Here is an 18,739-nt window from a genome sequence, read left to right as displayed (position 1 = left end):
AAATGCAATCTCCGGAATTCATAATGCCATTGGATAAAAAATACGACAAAAATTCGTTAACTTTATCTCTTCAAAAAATTGAAGAAGAATTATTACACGTATCCGAAACTTATGATTTAAAGTTAATTTGTCTTGATTCTGAAATTCCTTCATTTGGAAAATTCACAATTTATGAGTGGATTAATTTCTCCCTTATTCATATACAAAGACATATCAAACAATTAAATACAATTTTTGAAAATGTGACTAAAAAATAAAAAAGTATTTATATGAAATCAAAAGTTGGAACTGTATTATTATCAGGTTTAATTGCAGGCACGTTGGATATTATTACCCCTATTCTTATTTATGCCGTTATATTACAAAAAACTACTGCTCTTAAAATTTTACTATCTATTGCTAGTGGTGTTTTTAAACAAGATGCCTATTCGGGGGATCCGAAAATGGCGTTTCTACGGACTCCTATTTCATTTTATAATTGCTATCAGTTTTGCTTTATTCTATTTTATAATTTATCCATATATACCATTTTTAAAAAATAATGTCATAATTTCAGGAATCGTATATGGTATTTTTGTTTGGATTATAATGAACCTCATTGTTCTTCCAACTGTATTTCCTGTCCTTCCAGCCAAAAATTTAGATTTTCCATTACTATTATCAATCCTAATACTGATTTTTTGTATCGGGATTCCTATTGCATACATTACAAAGAAATATTATAATAAGTAATTCAAATAATCATGGCAAACGAACTAACAGTTAACAATACTATCGAGATAAATGCTCCTGCTGATAAAGTATGGGATGCATTGACAAATCCTGAAAAAACAAAAGTTTATATGTTTGGTTGCGAAGCGTTGTCTGATTGGGAAGTGGGAAGCGAACTTCTTTGGCAAGCTAATTATGAAGGTCAGGACTTGGTTTTTGTAAAAGGACATATTGTGAGCATCGAACCAAATAAAAAGCTTATTTACTCTACTTTCGACCCTAATTCAACGATTCCCGACATTCCAAATAATTATCTGAATGTAACATATGAATTAGCCGATAATAATGGAAAAACCGTTCTCAATGTTTCTCAAGGCGATTACTCAACAGTGGCAGATGGACAAAGAAGATATTCTGAAGCTTTAAATAATGGAGAAGGTTGGAATCCGATTTTGGAAGAAATAAAAAAACTAGTAGAAACAAATTAAATGATACCATTATTTTTCGAAAACCAGGCTGAATTTAGAGAATGGTTAATACAAAATCACCTACACGAAACCGAATTAGTAGTAGGTTTTCATAAAATAAACACCAATAAACCGAGTATGACATGGTCGCAATCTGTAGATGAAGCACTTTGCTTTGGGTGGATTGATGGTGTTCGTAGATCTGTTAATACCGATAGCTATTCCATACGTTTTACCCCTCGAAAAGCAACCAGTATTTGGAGTGCTATAAATATCAAAAAGGTTGAAGATTTAACCGAACTAGGATTGATGCAACCCGCAGGAATTGCCAGTTTTAAATTACGCAAAGAAGATAAATCCAGAATTTATACGCACGAAATTGAAGAAGTTCATTTTTCTGATGAATTTGAGAAAATCTTTAAAGCCAATGAAAAAGCTTGGAATTTCTTTCAGACACTTGCTCCTTCTTATAAAAAAGTTTCAAAAAACTGGGTTATGAGTGCCAAGCAAGAAGTTACCCGGGTAAAACGACTTAATGAACTAATTACTGATAGTGAAGCATTCAAGAATAAATGGAAATAGAAATTTAAAACAAAAGTCTTTAGCGTAATTCAACCTAAAGATTTTAATTTATTATCAGCATTTATATTTTAAAATTCAACTTATTTTACCAATGCTCGAATTAATTAAATGATGTATTAGTTTTTTTTAACAAAACTTTTAACTCTTAACGTATTGATAAATACTACTTAGGAAGCTACAGTTTTGATTACCTTTAAAAAAAACTAACTCACATGGAAACTCAATCCTATAAAAATCATGTTCGGTACTACCCACCTCATCATTTTGTTTATTATCCAGTACTGCTAATTTTACTCGTTTTTAGTATCTATTTTTCTTTTACATCAGAAGAGCAATTAATTTGGATATTTATCAGCTTTATATTTATAGTTTTATTTGGATTAGGATTTATGCTGCGCCAGCATTATGCACTAACATTACAAAACCGAATTGTAAAACTAGAACTTAGATATAGGTATTTATCATTAAGCGGAGAAAGGCTTGAACTTATTGAAGACCAATTAAGTGATGAGCAAATATTTGCATTACGATTTAGTCCCGATAAAGAACTCCTTATACTAATCGAAAAAACATTGGATGAAAATCTATCTGGAAATTCAATCAAAAAATCTATTTCTGATTGGAAGGGAGATTACGAAAGAGTATAATTTATTACACTAAACCCTGATGATACAATTATTTAAAGAATATTTTTATTCTTCAATCGATCAGATAGTTCCCTTTTATAAGTAATTCCGATAGGCAATCGTTCTTTTTTTATTACCACAAAATCTTTGTCAGTAGTATCTATTTTATCCAAAGCAACAATATACGATTTATGAATGCGCATAAAACCCAATTCAGGAAGGCACTTTTGAATTCACTGGTTGTAATAGATGCCAAATAGGTTCTTTTTGTAGTGTGCAATTTTACGTAATTCCCAAAGCTTTGCGCAAACAAAAAAGTATCAAGTTCTAGTTCTATAAAATGTCCATCGACTTTTACATTTACGGTATTGGCAACAGTTTCAGTAAGCTTGTTTGGAATATTTTCAACAGAAAAAAAACGGTCAATTGCTTTTAAAAATCTAGGAAAATAAATAGGCTTTAATAAATAATCAATAACCCCATAATCATAACTTTCTAAAGCAAATTCAGAGTAAGCAGTCGTTAAAATTGTTTTTGGTGGCATCGGAATAATTTTCAATAACTCAATTCCGGTTATTTCGGGCATATTAATATCCAGAAACATCAAATCAACTTTATTCTCTCTAAGATAATTCATAGCTTCAATGCCATTATAGCATTGAAAAACTAAATCTAACTGTGGATTTTGCTTAATATAATTCACCAAAACGTAATGCGCAGCAGGTTCATCATCGACAATAATACATTTTTTTGGCTCTTTCATTTTATACAAGCTTCTTAAGTTGCAATTTTAAATCTACGATATAGGTATTATTATCATCCTGGATATCTAATTTATATTCTTTGCCATAAATTAGATTCAATCTTTCAATAGTATTTTTCAATCCGATTTTTGTCGAAACTACATTTGTTTTTTTGGCTGGTATCGAATTGATAACATGAAGATGCAGTAAACCATTTTCGACCGTAATAAAAATACGAACAAAACAATTTTCGATTGCACAGGTTCCGTGTTTAAATGCATTTTCTATAAAAGCAATTAATAACATAGGCGAAACTTTATAGGCATTTTCATTATCGATTTTGCAATCATATGTAATATCACAACGATACCCTACTCGCTCTTTTTCTAATTGAATATAACTATTAATAAACGAAAGTTCCTCTTCTAGCGATACACATTGTTTGTTATTACTCTCTAATTGATAACGCATTAATTGGGACATTTTCATTATTAAATCGGGAGTCCGATCAGGAAACTCCAAACTAATTCCGTAAAGCGTATTAAAAGTATTGAATAAAAAATGAGGGTTTAATTGTCCTTTAAGCGCATTAAGCTGCATTTGATTAAATAACAGCGTTTCGTCAGTTTGTCTTTTATGAATTCTATAAAATTTAAAAACGATTATAGGACATAAAATACACACCAGCGTTCCTAAAACACTTGCCAATTGGTACGCATAACTCCTTTGATGTGAGTTTTGATACAACCGACATTTGCTAAACATATCCAATGTCGTTACTTCATGTAAAACTATCGAAAATAATAATACTCCTAAGATTGTCAGAGATACATAAGTTAATGGCCTTTGTTCCCTAAATAAAATAGGAAGCAGAAAAAAGCGATTGAACTGAGCATGCATATATAATATAAAGTAGAAAAAAATGCCCATTAATATGGAAGTAAAAGAACTAAATAACATCCAGTCATTTTTTAACGTATAAAGCGTAAATGAAAAGATAACAACAGCAATCTCCTGCCACCATTTGTTATCCAATATGTTATTGTTTTTTTTACTCATTTTTAATACTTAAATAGTTTACAAATTAACCACATTTTTTTATTTTTTGAGGCCATTAAATGACCAATTCAATTCATCATTTACTATTGCATTACATCATTTAAGAAAGGCAATTTCCGTTCAAGTAAAATATTTTTGTTTCATAATTTCTTACTTAGAGTTTTATGTATTTCAAAAAAATTACGCTATTATTTTTATTATTTTCCGTTTCGGTACCCTTTGCTCAAACACTATCATTAAAAGATGCTATTAAAATAGGTCTTGAAAATTATGGAAGTGTTAAAGCAAAAAGCAATTATGCTAATGCCTCCAAAGAAACGCTAAAGCAAGCAAACCGGGATTATTTACCCAATTTAAATTTATCGGCACAACAAGATTATGGAACCATAAATGGCCAGAATGGTGCATTATATGGATTTAATGGTTTAGGAACGGCTTCTTCTGGTCCTGCATTGCCAGAACAAAACTGGAACGCTTCGTTTGGAGCATTGTATCTGGTTAATATGAATTGGGATTTTTTTACTTTCGGAAAAATCAAACAAAAAATCAATCTTGCTAAAGTCGAAGTTCAAAGTCGTGAATATGATTTGCAACAAGAAAAATTTCAGCAGGAAATCAAAATCTCTGCAGCCTATCTTAATTTGCTGGCAAGCCAACGTTTATTAATCTCACAGCAAAAGAATTTAAAACGCGCCGTAGTCTTCAAGAATACAGCCGTGGCGAGAGTAAAAAATGGTTTACTAGCAGGAGTAGATTCTACATTGGCTACAGCCGAAGTATCACGTGCAAAAATTGCCTTAAACCAAGCCAAAGATTTTGTAAAAGAACAAAATAGCAAACTGGTTATTTTAATGGGAGTTCCTACTCAGGATTTTGTTCCAGATACTTTGTTTGTAAATCAGATTCCTAGAGAAATGATACACCCTTCTGTAGCTAACGATAGTTTACATCCAGCACTTCAATACTACAAAACCAAAATTGATTACAGCAACCAACAACTGAAATTGTACAAACGAAGCTATTACCCAACGATGAGTATGTTTGGCGTTTTACAAACAAGAGCATCGGGGTTTAACTCCAATTATGTAACCGATCAGACTTCTTTCAATCGAAATTATATAGATGGAATCAGTCCTGACCGAACCAATTATCTGGTTGGAATTGGTATTAGCTGGAATCTTACAACTCCATTAAGAGTGAGTAAACAAGTAAGTGCACAGAAATTTATTTCGCAAGGATTACAAGATGAGTACAACCAGATTGATACTGAACTAAAAGCACAATTACAGCTCGCTGATGCAAAAATTAAAATCACTATGGATAATTATGCCGAAGCACCTATTCAGGTTAATGCAGCCGCTCAGGCTTATTTACAAAAATCAACTTTATACAAAAACGGATTAACCACATTAACCGATATTACTCAAACACTATATACGCTTAATCGTGCCGAAATAGACCGCGATATAGTCAATAATAATGTTTGGCAATCTTTCTTACTCAAGGCTGCTGCCACAGGTAATTTTGACTTATTTATAAATGAATTTTAATTATAGATCCTAATGAATTTAATACGTTTTGCACTTCGCAAACCCATTTCCATACTGGTTATGGTTGCAGGTTTATTCTTCTTCGGAATTGGTGCCATCAAAGACATCAAAGTAGATATACTTCCGAAAATGAATTTGCCGGTTATTTATATCGCACATCCTTTTGGTGGTTATACTCCCGATCAGATGGAAGCTTATTTTGCTAAGACTTATGTTAATATCTTGCCTTTTGCCAATGGTGTAAAATCGGTAGAAACTAAGAATATTCAGGGGTTAATGATTATGAAATTAACCTATTACGAAAATACAAATATGGCGCAAGCTGCTGCCGAATTGAGTTCGCTTTCAAACAGAATTCAGGCGGCATTTCCTCCAGGAACACAACCGCCATTTATTATTCGTTTTGATGCATCATCATTACCAATCGGACAATTGGTTTTGAGTAGTAAAATACGCTCCAACAATGAATTACAGGATTTAGCCAATGTGTACGTACGTGCGTCATTTACTTCTATTCCGGGATTATTATCACCAGCACCCTTTGGCGGAAGCCCAAGAACAATTGAGGTTAACGTAGATCCCGATTTGCTTCGTTCGCATAGTATGACTCCTGATCAAATTGTTGAAGCCATTCGTGTAAACAACCAAACGGCTCCATCTGGAAATGTGAGAATAGGCGATAAAAATTATATTACACCAACCAATAATACGATCAAAGAAGTTAAAGATTTTGAGAACATTCCGTTGTTTAAAGGAAGCGTTCAGAACTTAAAATTAGGTGATGTTGCCACCGTAAAAGATGGTGCCGATATTACGGCTGGTTATGCCTTAGTCAACGGAAAACGTTCAGTTTATATAAGTATTGCCAAAGCGGGAGATGCTTCGACTTGGGATGTGGTTCAGAAATTAAAATCCGAACTGCCTAAAATACAAAGTACCTTACCCGAAGATGTAAAACTATCATACGAATTTGACCAATCAGTTTATGTAATCAATTCGGTTAAGAGTTTAATTACAGAAGGGATTATCGGAGCTGTATTAACAGGATTAATGGTTTTATTATTCCTTGGTGACAGACGCGCAGCTTTGATCGTAATCCTTACCATTCCTATTTCGATTATCTCAGGAGTTTTGTTCCTGAAACTATTCGGACAAACCATCAACTTAATGTCTTTAAGCGGACTGGCTCTTGCTATTGGAATTCTGGTAGATGAAAGTACTGTTACCATAGAAAACATTCACCAGCATCTCGATATGGGAAAACCCAAGGCACTCGCCATTTGGGATGCTTGTCAGGAAATTGCACTGCCTAAATTATTGATTCTGCTTTGTATTCTTGCCGTATTTGCACCAGCATTTACGATGGTCGGAATTCCGGGAGCATTGTTCTTACCATTAGCATTAGCGATTGGATTCTCGATGGTTATTTCGTTTTTGTTATCACAAACTTTTGTGCCTGTAATGGCAAACTGGTTGATGAAAGCGCACCCAAAACACGCCCACGCACCAGGAATTACAGATGACGAAGCCGAATTTAATGATTGCGGATTAACGCCTGAGTCAGAAAAAGATTTGATTACTCAGAAAAAAGCAATGGTCGAAAGAGACGATTTTAACAATGATGGAAAAATAAGTCATTTTGAGAGATTCAGAATCCGATTTATGAGAACCTTAGATCGACTCTTCCCGCATAAAAAAGGAGTCACTCTCGCCTATCTTTTCGGAATTACTTTCTTGGCAATTGTACTGATTACCTTTATCGGAAAAGATGTTTTCCCAAAAGTAAACTCAAGTCAGTTTCAGTTAAGAATGCGCGCTCCCGACGGAACCCGTTTAGAACGTACCGAAGAAAAAGCAATTTTAGTACTGAAAGAATTAAACAAAATGGTTGGCAAGGAACATATCGGGATTTCCTCAGTATATGTAGGTCAACACCCGGCATTGTTCTCTATTAACCCCATTTATTTGTTTATGGCAGGGTCGCATGAAGCTGTTTTTCAGGTGAGTTTAAAAGAGTATCATACCGATATGGATGATTTTAAAGATGAATTCAGAGCTAGAATCAAAAAAATTATTCCTGATGTAAAGCTCTCTTTTGAACCTATCGAACTAACCGATAAAGTTTTAAGTCAAGGTTCCCCTACTCCTATTGAAGTGCGAATTGCAGGAAAAGACAAAAAACGAAATGAGCTTTACGCCAACCAAATAGTCGAAAAACTAAAAAAGATATCTTATTTCAGAGATGTACAAATAGGGCAACCAATTCATTATCCTGCAATGAATATCGATATTGACAGAACTCGTGCTGCCGAACTAGGTGTAGATATGAATGATATTTCAAGATCGCTTGTAGCATCAACCTCTTCATCCAGATATACTGAAAAAAATATGTGGGTAGATGAAAGAGCTGGATTATCGTATAACGTACAAGTTCAGGTTCCGTTGAATCAAATGAAGAGCAAAACCGATATTGGAGAAATTCCAGTATTAAAAAATTCGCTCCGTCCAGTTTTAAGCGATGTTGCCAAAATTACACCCGGTTTTGTTAGTGGTGAGAATGACAACTTAGGAGCCATGCCATATATTACCGTTACTGCGAATATTAGCCAAACCGATTTGGGTACGGCAGTAAAAGATGTAGATGCAACTATAAATTCATTGGGAGAGTTACCTCGTGGATTATTCATTACCCCTATTGGTATGAGTAAAGTATTGGTAGAAACATTAAGCAGTCTGCAAGTTGGTTTATTGGTTGCTATTTTCGTAATCTTCCTAATGCTGGCGGCAAATTTCCAATCGTTCAAAGTTTCGTTGGTCATCTTAACAACTGTTCCTGCAGTAGTTCTGGGTGCTTTATTAATGCTAACGATTACAGGTTCGACCTTAAACTTACAATCATATATGGGAATTATCATGTCGGTTGGGGTTTCTATCGCCAATGCGGTTTTATTGGTTACCAATGCCGAACAATTACGCAAACACAATGGCAACGCATTAGAGTCGGCTCGTGAAGCAGCAGCATTACGTCTCCGCCCTATTATCATGACATCAGTAGCGATGATTGCCGGAATGTTACCCATGGCAATTGGTCACGGCGAAGGAGGCGATCAGGTTTCACCATTAGGACGTGCAGTTATAGGCGGATTATTCTTTTCGACCTTTACAGTACTTTTAATTTTACCATTAATTTTTGCGTGGGCGCAAGAAAAAGCAACAACACAATCGGTTTCATTAGATCCCGAAGACGAAGAAAGCATTCATTATATATCCTCATTAAATCCAAAAAATGCAAAATAAAATAATACAATCGACCATGCTATTATTCGTAGCAGTAAGTTTATTAAGCAGCTGCAACTCGAGCAAAAAAGAAGAAGCTGTTGCCGAAGTGGAACCTAAAACGGAAACCTTCCTTTTGCAAAAAGAAAAACTATCTACCGAATTGCGAATGCCTGCAGAATTATCAGGTTTCCAACAAGTAGATTTATATGCCAAAGTGAGCAGTTTTGTGAAATTACTTAAAGTAGATATTGGTTCAAAAGTAGCCAAAGGACAGCTATTAATTGTACTGGAAGCACCCGAAATTAGTTCGCAACTTGCAGCTGCTGAATCGAGATTAAAATCGATGGAAGCCATTTACAATACAAGCAAAAGCACCTACAACCGTCTTTATGAAACCAGCAAGGTCGAAGGAACAATTTCTAAAAATGACTTAGAAATGGCAAACGGAAAAAAGAATTCTGATTATGCACAATATCAGGCAGCCGTTGCAGCACATAAAGAAGTCGCGATTATGAGAGGTTATCTGGAAATTCGTGCGCCCTTTAACGGAATTGTAACAGCAAGAAATGTCAATTTAGGCGCTTATGTTGGGCCATCAGGAAAAGGATCGGATTTGCCTCTATTAACCATTCAGGAACAAACAAAATTACGTCTTGCCGTATCTATCCCAGAACTATACACAGGATATTTAAAACAAGGAGACGAAATGAGTTTTAATGTAAAATCATCGCCAGATACATTTAAAGCAAAAATTCAACGTATGTCGGGAGCATTAGATTTAAAACTACGCTCAGAACGTGTAGAAATGGATGTGAACAATACCAACGGAAATTTATTACCTGGAATGGTAGCCGAAGTTTTGCTTCCGCTAAATGCAAAAGACAGTACATTTGTAGCGCCTAAAACTGCCGTTGTAAGTTCTGCCGAAGGAGTTTATGTTATAAAAGTAGTAAATCATAAAGCAACAAGAATCAACGTAAAAAAAGGTAGAGAAATCGATGATAAAATTGAAATCTTTGGTGATTTAAACACCAACGACAAACTAATAAAACTTGCCAGCGAAGAAATTAAAGAAGGTGATGCTGTTAAGGAATAACTAACTTTCTTTTTATAGATTACAAGAACTGTAAGCAATTTTTAAATCCCGCATTTTAAAATCTGGTTTTAGAATGCAAATTAAATTTTGCCTTAAAGGGCGATACTTTATTTAGTATCGCCCTTTTTTTATATTTAAAAATTTCGCAGAGATTCGCGAAGATTAATACTAAAAGTTTGAATAGCCTCCTGCTTTAGCTGGAGGGATTTTATATAGCAAGAATCAAGGTTTTAACCGAATGTATATTTTGGCTAAAGCCTTTTTTATTATTCTATTCTAAACCTCCAGCTAAAGCAGGAGGCAATTCAAAAAACTATTGAAGCTTTAAAAAATATTTTCTTCAGGAGCTATTCCTGCTATCATTCCAATCTTTTTTATTGAGAAAAACAATAAAAAAGGATTTTCCCTTTTATCAGGGCTAGAATGCGACTGCATGGATACACACAGCAATAACGCGAATTTTCAATCCGTGCCCACAACAATAAGACCTAACTATTTCTTTAATACAACTTTGCAGACACAGATTTCAAATCTGCGTTGTCAAGCATAAATAAGAAATACCTTTTAATTAAATAAACAGGTATTTATACGTAGTTGCTTGAAATTGTTAATTGATATTTTTGAAAATTAGGGTTTAATTTTGTTAAGTAAGGTTTTCCGTAAAACACTTATGAATCAAACAATTAAATTTACAAAAGGATAGTATAGATTACAAATCTCTATTATCGGGTTTTACTAACTAATAAAACAAATATGGAGATAATACTACCTGAACTAAAAGAAATAATAAAAACTTCTAATAATTCTATTATCCATTTAAAAGATATTGAAAGAAAAATTGAAGTTGATTTAATTGAAAAAAACAGAAGTTATGTCATCTTTAAAGATAAAACTACTAAATACTGCATCACGGGAAATAAAAATATATATCCTAAAGATATAGCTTTTGTATTATTATCTGATGGCACTCCTACAGAAGAGAATTTAAATGATAAAAAGCTTGTTATTAAAAAATGGATAAAACATCCTAAAATATTAACAATTGCCCCAAATATGGTATGCGCATCTTGGAAAGATAGTTTTGTTTATAAGAATGATGAAATTTCTGAATTCGAAAAGGTAGACGCAAAAGAAAAAGGTGGACTACGTAAACCCCAATTAGGAGCAATACATAATATTTTAGGACACTTTACTAATTCAAAAGAAGCAGGGATTGTTGTATTGCCAACAGGGACAGGAAAGACGGAAACCATGCTTTCTGTATTGGTTGCAAATAAATGTGAAAAGCTTATAGTTATTGTTCCTTCGGATTCTTTACGTACTCAACTTTCTGAAAAATTTATTTCATTAGGTGTTTTAAAAAAGTTTGGTATTGTTTCTGAAACTGCTCTATATCCAAAAGTTGGAATATTAGATAAAGGAATAAAAGATTTAAAAGAACTAAAGGATTTTTTTGAAAAATGTAATGTTGTAGTATCAACTATGAGTTTGATTTCAAATATCCCAGATGATGATATTAAAATTATAGCAAATTTATGTTCTCATTTATTTGTTGATGAAGCTCATCATGCAAAAGCAAAGCAATGGAACAGAGTAATTAATTATTTTGATAAAGGTAAAATAATACAATTTACAGCAACACCCTTTAGATATGATGGGGAGCGACTTTCAGGAAAATTTATTTATAATTTTTCAATGAAAGATGCTCAAGAACAAAAATATTTTCAGAAAATTGATTTTATAGCTATTAGAGAATATGATAGAGATCTTGCGGATAAAAATATTGCATTAAAAGCTATTGAAAAATTGAGAGAAGATCGAGATGTTAAAAAACTAGATCACTTTTTAATGGCGAGGTGTCGAACAAATGGAAGAGCTGATGAAGTTTTTAAATTATATGAAAGTTATACAGAATTTAATCCTGTGATTATTCACTCTGGCGTTCTAAGCAGAAAAACTGTTCTGGAAAATATAAAAAAAAGAAAACATAAAATAATTGTCTGTGTTGATATGCTGGGAGAAGGTTTTGATTTACCTGAACTAAAAATTGCAGCATTACATGATATTAGAAAAAGCTTACCTATAACATTGCAATTTATAGGAAGATTTACAAGGGTTAGTAATTCAATTAATTTAGGAAATGCTTCGTTTATTGCTAACTTAAGGCAGGAAGGAATTGAAGAGGGTATAGATCTGCTTTATAATAAAGAATCTAATTGGAATACTATTTTGCCAGATTTAAGTCAAATTGCAACTCAAGATCAGATTGATTTTAGTGAATTTTTATCGGGATTTAATAATATCGAAGAATCAGATATCCCCTTTCAAAACATTAATCCAGCATTTAGTACATTAGTTTATAAAAATTCAAAAGATGTATTCCAAAAATTAAATGTAATTACTAAAGAAGATTTCGATGAATATAAACATAGATTTATTTCATATAACGAGGATGAAAGAACTTTGGTAATTTTATTAGGTAAAGAGATAAATGTTGAATGGGGAAGTTTTAGTGAATTTCAAAATTTTGATTGGCATTTAATGGTTATACATTATGAATCTAAAAACAATTTACTTTTTATTCATTCCTCAGTTAAAAAAGAAAGTTATAATTTCCTAGTTGATAAAATCTTTGTTGATGGATATGTAAAAATCTCAGAATCTGATGTATTTAAGATATTTCACAATGTAAAAAGATTATTATTATTTAGTGTTGGTATGAGAATGACTCCTAAAAGACAAAAGTTTTCAATCTTTTTTTGGTAGTAATTTACGCTCAGCTATAACAAAAAAAGAATTAGATTCGGGTACTAAAAATAATATTTTCGGAGTTGGATTTGAAAATGGAGAAAAAGTTTCTTTTGGTGCATCTAAGAAAGGTAAAATCTGGTCATATCTTAGAGGGAATTTAAAAGAACTTACAAAATGGTGTGAAAGTGTAGGTGATAAGTTGATTAATCCAGATGTAGATCCAAATGAAGTTTTAGATACTCTTGAACCTGAAATTATAGAAAAAAGACCAAATTCAATACCTTATTTTATTGATTGGAGCCCTCTACATTACAAAGAACTTGATAAGAAATATGTATTGAAGATTTCAGGTGTTTCGTATAATTTATGGGACTGTGAGTTACAACTTAAAAATCCAAATGAGCTTGGAGATATAGTTTTTGAATTATTAACTCCAAAAGAAATAATAAGTTTTAAATTAAGTGTAAATAAAACTGAATTTAGGGTAGAGAAAATTTCTACTTTGGATGTTTTTATAATAAAAGGAACACAAGAACCAAGATCACTACTTGAATATTTTAATGGGGATTATGTTCCTCAGATAGGTTTTATAGAAAATTCAATACTTTACGGTAATCGTTACATAAAATTTAATGAAGAAATTTTAGATTTTCCAAAGGATGAAATTATACCATTTGATTGGCAAGGTATAGATTTAGCAAAAGAATCTATGGGGTTTAATGAAGGTAATTTTATAAAGGACTCTATACAATATAAATTATTTCAATCACTAAAAACAGAGAATTGGGATGTAATTTATAATGATGATGATAGTGGTGAGATGGCCGATCTAGTTACATTAAGAAGTGATGTAGACAAAGTTTTTTTGAATTTATATCATATCAAATTTGTAAGTAAGGGAAAAATCAATCTATAGCGATTCCAACAAATGATTTAGAAAAGTTAAACCTGTATCAGATATGTGGTCAAGTTCAAAAATCTATTAATTGGAAATATAAAGATTATATTTTTTTTAAGGAGCATTTTAATAGAAGAGAAAATCTGAAAACAAGAATAAATAAAACCAGAATTTTAAAAGGAGATATTGATCTAATAGATAATATATGCAATGATATGAGGAAAAAACCATTGGAAATCCAAATTTTTCTTGTCCAAATGCAGGAATAAGCAAAAAAAATGTAAGTCCAAATGTTTTAAAGCTTTTATATGTACACAAACCATTTGGATATAACTGCAGGGATTAAATTAAAAGTTATAGGCTCGGAAATTTAAATTTATTTAAACAAAAAACAAATGATAAAAATAATTGATGAAGGAATAACAAAACAACTTGAACTCATTACGGCATTTACAAAAGAACTTCATTTTGTAGAAGTATGCCAATTTGAATTAAATGAAAAACTAGAAAATATTCCATGGGTAACATTAGCTAATTCTGGTCTTTATTTAATTGAAGTAAAGAATAATGGTAATTTTTCAGTATTTGAAGAATGGGTAAATGATTTTAAATTTAGATGGGAAGACAAAGATTATTTAAGAAAATTTACTCCAAATTTTAAACTAAAAAGGATAAAATCTCATACTGAATTGGGAGAATGGATTCCTCTATATATAGGTAAATCTTAAAATATCAAATCAAGATTACATGAACATATTTATAAAGATTTAAACAAGACAACTTTTGCAATGAAACTTTTAGCAAGACAAAACATGAAAGATGAAACCTTTAGAATTAGCGTAATAAAACTTGAATTTAAAAATTATGACTCGATAATACCAATTATAGAGAATCAATTAAGAAATCGTATAAATCCACTCATTGGAAAACAATAAACTCTAAATTATTGGTTTTCATTCTACGAGTGTTCATCATAAACGCTGAACAAACGTCTATGATTTCATGAGCACAGAAAATGATAAAACAAAAAACCCTCGATTTCTACAAATCGAGGGTTTTTAAAATATGCTAATTAAAACTTATTCCACATTCAAATAAGGATTTAAAGCTTCGGCTAATTCATTGAGCCAATAAAAGCTGTTTTCAAAGTTGATCATTTCGTTCTGAAGATCTTGATTTTCTCTAATGGCACTTATAGCAAGAAGATAGTTTGCTTGCCTTATTACTTTAGCCATATCTTTTGGTTCTATTACATGGCTAAAAAAATTCATAAGCCTTGTTTTGGCTTCTTCTGAAAGGTGGTTTGTGTTTGTACTCATAATGTGAAGATTTAAGAATAAAAACCCTCATGCGTTAGCAGTCTTACGCTTCTTCACGGCGTCAAAGCCCTTTCGGAACTTTACTACATAACATAAGGGAAATTTTGTTTTGTTCTTAATGTGAAGATTTAAGAACTACAAAAATAAGAAAAAACTTTCATTAATGATGTTGTATTCATAAAAACTTGATAGTTATTCCAATTAAATGAAGCTACCAATGATTTTCAGCAAAGAAACCAAAAAATACTGAACTATCCATCTATCCTTCTTTTTACTATTTCTAAAAGTTCTTCTTTCGTCATAAAAGTATTTAAGAAATCTTCTAGATTTCCTTCATTAGTAACTTCTCTAAAAAAGACTTCGTGATCAGTACCAAATAATGTAGGATTCTCTGGATTTGGGTCTGATAGACATATATAGTAATTATCAGGAAAGCCATAACTAGAAAAAAGGTAGATGAAATCTGGAGCAGGATCATTCGTTACCTTAGTTATTTCGCTTAGATCAATATCTTCATCTATAAACTCATCATTCCATTCCTCATAGTCTTCTGTACCTACTTTAAAAGGGGTAAAAGGCTGGCCTTCCCAAAACATCTGTCCATAGCCTTCAATCGTTAATCGATAATATTTTTCGATTATTTTATCATAAAATACTTTTGGGTCTTTTTTAAAAAGTTCTTGGTTTTCAGTAATGAACTCAGCGATTCCATAAATTGGTTCCGAATCCTCGGCTTTTTCCCATGGAGTATCAATTGGTCTTCGATAGAGAACAGTATCAAAAGTAATTGACAAAATAGCACTATGCGTAGGCAGTCCTTTTACTTTACTTATGTTTCCTCCTAGTTGTTGAATTCTATCTAAAATTTCCTTTTTCATTTATGTTATTTTTTCCAGAAAAATTCTGGTAATTCATATTCAAAAGTGCTCGAATCAAAAATAGATAATTATAATATTCAAAAAATAAATTCTTCGTTTATTATCTGTTTTTTATTCGTTTGCCAAAAGATTATCGGTTTTGATTAGTAATAAAACTTAAAATTTTCTTTTTGATTTTGAATATATGTAGTCAACTACGTATATTTGCATATAAATTATTTTTTGACAGTATAAAATCAATAAAATGGAGACTAAATCAAATCACACTTTGCCCAATATAATCAAGACTGCATTAGTTAATGATAAAGATCAAATAGATCTCGCTTTCTTTATTCGCAGACAAGTTTTTGTAGAAGAACAGCATGTATCTGTAGAACGCGAATCGATGGATGACAACGAATCGGTTCATTATTTGGCGACTTACAATGAGTTACCAGCTGGTGCAGCCAGATACAGAAAAACAGAGAAAGGAACCAAAATAGAGCGCATTGCAGTATTAAAAAACTACAGAGGAAAAGGTATTGGAGAAGCGCTATTGCTTAAAATCTTAGATGATGTAAAATCAGAAGAAAAAATATACTTGCATGCTCAGGTTGTTGCTCAACAATTTTATATAAAGAATGGTTTTAAAGTAACCGACAATTATTTTGTAGATGCAGGAATCGATCATGTTGAAATGGATTTCATAAAATAAAACTGATTTTCAGCCAAATACAAAGCCTTCAAAATAGCAATTTTTGAAGGCTTTTTTAATTAAAATAGAAGTAAATTTGGGAGCGAATTATTTCGTCGAAAATAAACCCGAAAATATATGTTATTTCTAATATTAAGTATTTTATGCAGTGTGAGTGTTGGTGTTTTATTTAAAATAGCACGAAAATACAATACCAGCAATACTCAAATCGTGGCTTACAATTATATTTTTGCCTTGTCACTTTGTTATCTGTCATTCAATCCCGACATCTCTGCAATTTCAGCCGCTGCTCCTTGGAATCTTTATATTGTAATTGGGATTTTATTGCCTTCTATATTTCTGTTTTTGGCACTTTCTATAAAACATATGGGAATTGTAAAAACAGATGCTGCACAGCGCCTTTCGTTATTTATCCCTATTCTAGCCGCTTGGTTATTATTTAAAGAAGATTTTAATATCCTTAAAATCATAGCCCTTTTAATTGCCTTACCTGCCTTATTGCTTATCCTAAACAAACCCACTGATAAAACAACCAATAAATGGATTTATCCTGCAGTTGTATTGTTAGGTTTTGGAGTAATCGATATTCTTTTTAAGCAAATTGCAACCTATACCGATCTTCCCTACACTACTTCATTGTTTGCTATTTTTGCAATCTCAATGACTATAATGATAGTAGTTGTTGTGTATGAAACTACTATTAAGAAAGTAAAGCTTACTGCAAATAATATCCTTTTTGGCGGATTGGTAGGTATTCTTAATTTTGGTAATATTCTCTTTTATCTAAAAGCACACAAAGAATTTGCCGAAAATCCTTCGACAGTTTTTGCAGGAATGAACATGGGAGTCATCATTTTAGGAAGTCTTATTGGTATTTTAATCTTTAAAGAAAAACAATCCAAGATGAATTACCTTGGTCTTTTCTTAGCCTTAATAGCAATAGTTTTAATTGTAATATCTCAAAACAGCAAATAATCTAATGGAAAGTTTTTCCTTTGAACCTATAGCATCGCCAAGTGCTACTATTTTAATTCTTGGAACCATGCCTGGAATAAAATCTTTGGAATTAGGGCAATACTATGGACATAAACAAAATAACTTTTGGAAATTAGTATTCACCATTTTTAAAGAAGATATAACGAATGATTACGAAACTAAAAAAGAAATTCTTTTAAAAAACAACATTGCTTTATGGGACGTTTTGAAATACTGCGATCGAGTTGGAAGTCTCGATAGTGCGATTAAAAATGAAATTACCAACGATTTTGAAGCTTTCCTGAAAGAGCATTCCCATATTAAAACAATCCTTTTTAATGGACAAAAGGCTGCTGCATTTTTCAAGAAATACATACAAATAAGTGATGATTATAAACTCATTACTCTTCCGTCTACAAGTCCAGCAAATGCCAGCAAATCATTTGACACAAAACTAAATGAATGGAAAGTCATTTTAGATTTACAATAGGAAGATCCAAATTAAAATCAGCACTATTTAAGAGAAAATAATTTCGTTTATTTGCATCAATATTTTTACTTTTTTCGCATCACAATTTAACATGACAGACTATTTCCTTGATAAAGAATACAAAGACATCACTTACAATAGAGATGATCTGAATTTCAAGGATTTTGAATGCTGTACTTTTAACAATTGTAATTTCTCTGCCTGTACTTTCTTAGCCCTTACTTTTATTGATTGTATATTTAACAATTGTACTTTTAGCGAAGCCAAAATAAATTATGTCGCTTTTAGAACTGCTACTTTTAATGACTGCGAAATTAAAGATGTAAATTTTGCTATGTGTGATAAACTTATATTCGAAGTAAATTTTAATAATTGTGTTTTAGATTTTTCTAAGTTTTATACTTTAAAAATAAAAGGAACATCGTTTACCGATTGCAGCTTAGTAGCAGTCGATTTTATGGCTAGTGATATCACAAATGTAGTTTTTGATAATTGCGACTTATACCGCGCCGAATTTGATAAAGCAATTGCAAATAAAGCCGATTTAGGTGCTGCCTCCCTAACAACAGGGAGCATGTATTAACCTTAGACAATACGCCGAACGAAGTAGATGTAAAAACA

The 18,739-nt window shown here is 31.8% G+C and carries 18 protein-coding genes and 1 pseudogene; 15 read left to right on the top strand and 4 right to left on the bottom strand.

What is annotated here, in order from left to right; genetic code table 11:
• Nucleotides 1–2 precede the first annotated feature (2 nt).
• From AC1RYN_RS06400 to AC1RYN_RS06380, 5 genes are all read left to right on the top strand, one after another.
• Nucleotides 3–257, top strand: coding sequence for a hypothetical protein (locus tag AC1RYN_RS06400; protein WP_481806291.1), 255 nt, complete (start codon nucleotides 3–5; stop codon nucleotides 255–257).
• A gap of 12 nt (nucleotides 258–269) precedes the next feature.
• Nucleotides 270–542, top strand: coding sequence for a hypothetical protein (locus AC1RYN_RS06395; RefSeq protein WP_481806290.1), 273 nt, complete (start codon nucleotides 270–272; stop codon nucleotides 540–542).
• Nucleotides 543–743: 201 nt separating this feature from the next.
• Nucleotides 744–1,199 carry an SRPBCC domain-containing protein gene (locus AC1RYN_RS06390; protein WP_481806289.1) on the top strand — a complete coding sequence of 152 codons (456 nt, stop codon included), beginning with the start codon at nucleotides 744–746 and terminating at the stop codon, nucleotides 1,197–1,199.
• Nucleotides 1,200–1,760, top strand: a complete 561-nt coding sequence (locus tag AC1RYN_RS06385) for a YdeI/OmpD-associated family protein (RefSeq protein WP_481806288.1) — start codon at nucleotides 1,200–1,202, stop codon at nucleotides 1,758–1,760.
• 212 nt (nucleotides 1,761–1,972) lie between these two features.
• Nucleotides 1,973–2,407: a DUF6526 family protein gene (locus AC1RYN_RS06380; RefSeq protein ID WP_481806287.1), complete on the top strand. Its 435-nt coding sequence runs from the start codon at nucleotides 1,973–1,975 to the stop codon at nucleotides 2,405–2,407.
• A gap of 32 nt (nucleotides 2,408–2,439) precedes the next feature.
• Here AC1RYN_RS06380 and AC1RYN_RS06375 read toward each other — a convergent pair.
• Both AC1RYN_RS06375 and AC1RYN_RS06370 read right to left on the bottom strand, forming a co-directional pair.
• Nucleotides 2,440–3,149, bottom strand: a pseudogene (locus AC1RYN_RS06375) (LytR/AlgR family response regulator transcription factor).
• A 1-nt stretch (nucleotide 3,150) separates the two neighbouring features.
• The gene (locus AC1RYN_RS06370) at nucleotides 3,151–4,188 is read right to left on the bottom strand and encodes a sensor histidine kinase (RefSeq protein ID WP_481806286.1); all 1,038 of its coding nucleotides are present in this window, start codon (nucleotides 4,186–4,188) and stop codon (nucleotides 3,151–3,153) included.
• 164 nt (nucleotides 4,189–4,352) lie between these two features.
• On the opposite strand from AC1RYN_RS06370, the gene AC1RYN_RS06365 reads away from it, so the two are divergent.
• From AC1RYN_RS06365 to AC1RYN_RS06340, 6 genes are all read left to right on the top strand, one after another.
• Entirely contained in the window at nucleotides 4,353–5,738 is a 1,386-nt protein-coding gene (locus AC1RYN_RS06365) for a TolC family protein (RefSeq protein ID WP_481806285.1), read from the top strand.
• A gap of 12 nt (nucleotides 5,739–5,750) precedes the next feature.
• Nucleotides 5,751–9,035 (top strand): efflux RND transporter permease subunit, encoded by a 3,285-nt coding sequence (locus AC1RYN_RS06360; RefSeq protein ID WP_481806284.1) that lies wholly within the window; start codon nucleotides 5,751–5,753, stop codon nucleotides 9,033–9,035.
• Entirely contained in the window at nucleotides 9,025–10,113 is a 1,089-nt protein-coding gene (locus AC1RYN_RS06355; protein ID WP_481806283.1) for an efflux RND transporter periplasmic adaptor subunit, read from the top strand. The genes AC1RYN_RS06360 and AC1RYN_RS06355 overlap by 11 nt, the downstream gene beginning before the upstream one ends.
• Nucleotides 10,114–10,866: 753 nt before the next feature.
• Nucleotides 10,867–12,879, top strand: a complete 2,013-nt coding sequence (locus AC1RYN_RS06350) for a DEAD/DEAH box helicase (RefSeq protein WP_481806282.1) — start codon at nucleotides 10,867–10,869, stop codon at nucleotides 12,877–12,879.
• A gap of 184 nt (nucleotides 12,880–13,063) precedes the next feature.
• A complete protein-coding gene (locus AC1RYN_RS06345; RefSeq protein ID WP_481806281.1) occupies nucleotides 13,064–13,780 on the top strand; it encodes a hypothetical protein in 717 nt (238 codons plus the stop codon).
• A 377-nt stretch (nucleotides 13,781–14,157) separates the two neighbouring features.
• Complete coding sequence (locus AC1RYN_RS06340; protein ID WP_481806280.1) at nucleotides 14,158–14,490, top strand: hypothetical protein; 333 nt, start codon at nucleotides 14,158–14,160, stop codon at nucleotides 14,488–14,490.
• Nucleotides 14,491–14,841: 351 nt separating this feature from the next.
• Here AC1RYN_RS06340 and AC1RYN_RS06335 read toward each other — a convergent pair whose 3' ends face one another.
• Together AC1RYN_RS06335 and AC1RYN_RS06330 are read right to left on the bottom strand one after the other, a co-directional pair.
• Nucleotides 14,842–15,081: a hypothetical protein gene (locus tag AC1RYN_RS06335; protein ID WP_481806279.1), complete on the bottom strand. Its 240-nt coding sequence runs from the start codon at nucleotides 15,079–15,081 to the stop codon at nucleotides 14,842–14,844.
• A 251-nt stretch (nucleotides 15,082–15,332) separates the two neighbouring features.
• The gene (locus AC1RYN_RS06330; protein ID WP_481806278.1) at nucleotides 15,333–15,959 is read right to left on the bottom strand and encodes a hypothetical protein; all 627 of its coding nucleotides are present in this window, start codon (nucleotides 15,957–15,959) and stop codon (nucleotides 15,333–15,335) included.
• A gap of 244 nt (nucleotides 15,960–16,203) precedes the next feature.
• Between AC1RYN_RS06330 and AC1RYN_RS06325 the strand changes: the two genes are divergently transcribed.
• From AC1RYN_RS06325 to AC1RYN_RS06310, 4 genes are all read left to right on the top strand, one after another.
• Nucleotides 16,204–16,653: a GNAT family N-acetyltransferase gene (locus AC1RYN_RS06325; protein ID WP_481806277.1), complete on the top strand. Its 450-nt coding sequence runs from the start codon at nucleotides 16,204–16,206 to the stop codon at nucleotides 16,651–16,653.
• Between the two features lie 117 nt (nucleotides 16,654–16,770).
• The gene (locus AC1RYN_RS06320; RefSeq protein WP_481806276.1) at nucleotides 16,771–17,628 is read left to right on the top strand and encodes an EamA/RhaT family transporter; all 858 of its coding nucleotides are present in this window, start codon (nucleotides 16,771–16,773) and stop codon (nucleotides 17,626–17,628) included.
• A 4-nt stretch (nucleotides 17,629–17,632) separates the two neighbouring features.
• Nucleotides 17,633–18,118 (top strand): DNA-deoxyinosine glycosylase, encoded by a 486-nt coding sequence (locus tag AC1RYN_RS06315; protein ID WP_481806275.1) that lies wholly within the window; start codon nucleotides 17,633–17,635, stop codon nucleotides 18,116–18,118.
• 91 nt (nucleotides 18,119–18,209) lie between these two features.
• Nucleotides 18,210–18,701 (top strand): pentapeptide repeat-containing protein, encoded by a 492-nt coding sequence (locus tag AC1RYN_RS06310; RefSeq protein ID WP_481806274.1) that lies wholly within the window; start codon nucleotides 18,210–18,212, stop codon nucleotides 18,699–18,701.
• The last annotated feature ends 38 nt before the right edge of the window (nucleotides 18,702–18,739 follow it).

Source organism: Flavobacterium sp. TC780 (genome assembly GCF_056783245.1).
The sequence above is the reverse complement of the archived record's forward strand: the minus strand, read 5'-3'. Positions and strand labels throughout refer to the sequence as shown.